We start from the raw sequence: 1,405 nt of genomic DNA, 5'->3' as shown, positions 1-1,405 counted from the left end.
GGCGCTCGCCGAGGCGGCGTGCCGGCCGCCGTCCGCAGTGCTGTCCGCGGCACCGTTCGTGGCGCCATCGCCTCGGGCGGTGATGGGATCGAGGACGAGGATCGCCCCGGGCTGGGCGTCGCTGCCCCACCCGGTGAGGTGGGCGAAGGCGCTGTGCGCACGGAACGGGAAGAACGTGTCGTTGGAGCGCTGCTTCATGGTGCCCGCCTCGATGACGAGGCGTTCGCCGGTGAAGAGACGCCCGAGGGCGGCACGGCGATCCGCCGCGTACCCGGCGGCCTCCCGCTGCGGCGGAAGCTCAGCCCCGCGCTCGGCCCATCCGGCGCCGATGTAGCCGAGAAACGCATCGCCGCCCGGTGCGGTGGAGCGGCTGCTGTTGTCGATCTCGGCCTCGTGCGTACGTGTCTCGCTCATCCGTACATTCTCCCACCCCTGCCTGTGCGGACGCGGACCGCCGCCCAGGTCTGGGCCGGGTGCGTGCGACGCGGGCCTAACATTGCTGTATGCGCCGCTACGACCTGCACACGCACTCCGTGCACAGCGACGGCACCACGCGACCGGCTCAGATCGCGGCCGATGCGGCAGAGGCCGGGCTCGCCGGATTTGCGCTGACCGATCACGACACCATCGACGGCTGGGACGAGGCGCGCGAGGCCGCGCACCTGGCCCGCATCGACTTTCTGCCGGGCATCGAGATCACGACGAAGCACGACCACCGCTCGCGACACCTCCTCGCCTTCGGCATCGAGCCGGCTGCGGGGGAACTCTTCGACGCGCTCGCAGAGGTACGCCGTTCACGGGTCGCGCGGGCCCGGGAGATGGTGCGCCGGCTCGGCGCCGACTTCCGCATCACCTGGGACGAGGTCGTCGGCAGCGAGGATGCGCGAACGGTCGGCCGGCCGCATATCGCCGATGCCCTCGTCGCGGCCGGCTACTTCACCGATCGGACCGCGGCGCTGACGCAGGCGCTGCATCCGGCGTCCCCGTACTACCTCGGAAGCTCCGCCATCGACACGACCGAGGCGATCCGCATGGTGCGCGCTGCGGGCGGCGTGCCCGTGCTCGCGCACCCGGCCGCGTACCGCCAGCGCACGCCGGTCGGCTCCGACGAGCTGCGAGAGTTCGCAGCCGCCGGGCTCTGGGGGATCGAACTGCAGCACCCGGAGAACCGGGACGATTGGCTCCCCGAGCTCGAGCGCGCGGCAGCTGAGCTCGGATTGACCGCGACCGGTGCGAGCGACTACCACGGGGCGGGCAAGCCGAACCGTCTGGGGGAGCGGAGCAGCTCGGCCGAGACGTGGGACGGCATCCGCGCGCTCGCCGCCGTGCCGGGGTGAGCCGAGCCGTTAGGCCGAGCTACTCCGCGACGGAGGCCTCGGGCTCCCGTGCCTCGCCGCCGGCCTGC

Annotated in this window: 2 protein-coding genes; one reads left to right on the top strand and one right to left on the bottom strand. The window is 72.7% G+C overall.

The window, feature by feature from the left end; genetic code table 11:
- Positions 1-414 (bottom strand): aminopeptidase P N-terminal domain-containing protein (locus ACFPZL_RS13220; protein ID WP_382335828.1); only part of this gene is annotated, 414 nt, incomplete at its 3' end.
- A gap of 89 nt (positions 415-503) precedes the next feature.
- Here ACFPZL_RS13220 and ACFPZL_RS13215 point away from each other — a divergent pair.
- On the top strand, positions 504-1,337 hold the full coding sequence (locus ACFPZL_RS13215; protein ID WP_218114094.1) for a PHP domain-containing protein: 834 nt from the start codon (positions 504-506) through the stop codon (positions 1,335-1,337).
- Positions 1,338-1,405: the final 68 nt, after the last annotated feature.

Source organism: Leucobacter soli, from assembly GCF_042659205.1.
Taxonomy (GTDB): domain Bacteria; phylum Actinomycetota; class Actinomycetes; order Actinomycetales; family Microbacteriaceae; genus Leucobacter; species Leucobacter soli.
The sequence above is the reverse complement of the archived record's forward strand: the minus strand, read 5'-3'. Positions and strand labels throughout refer to the sequence as shown.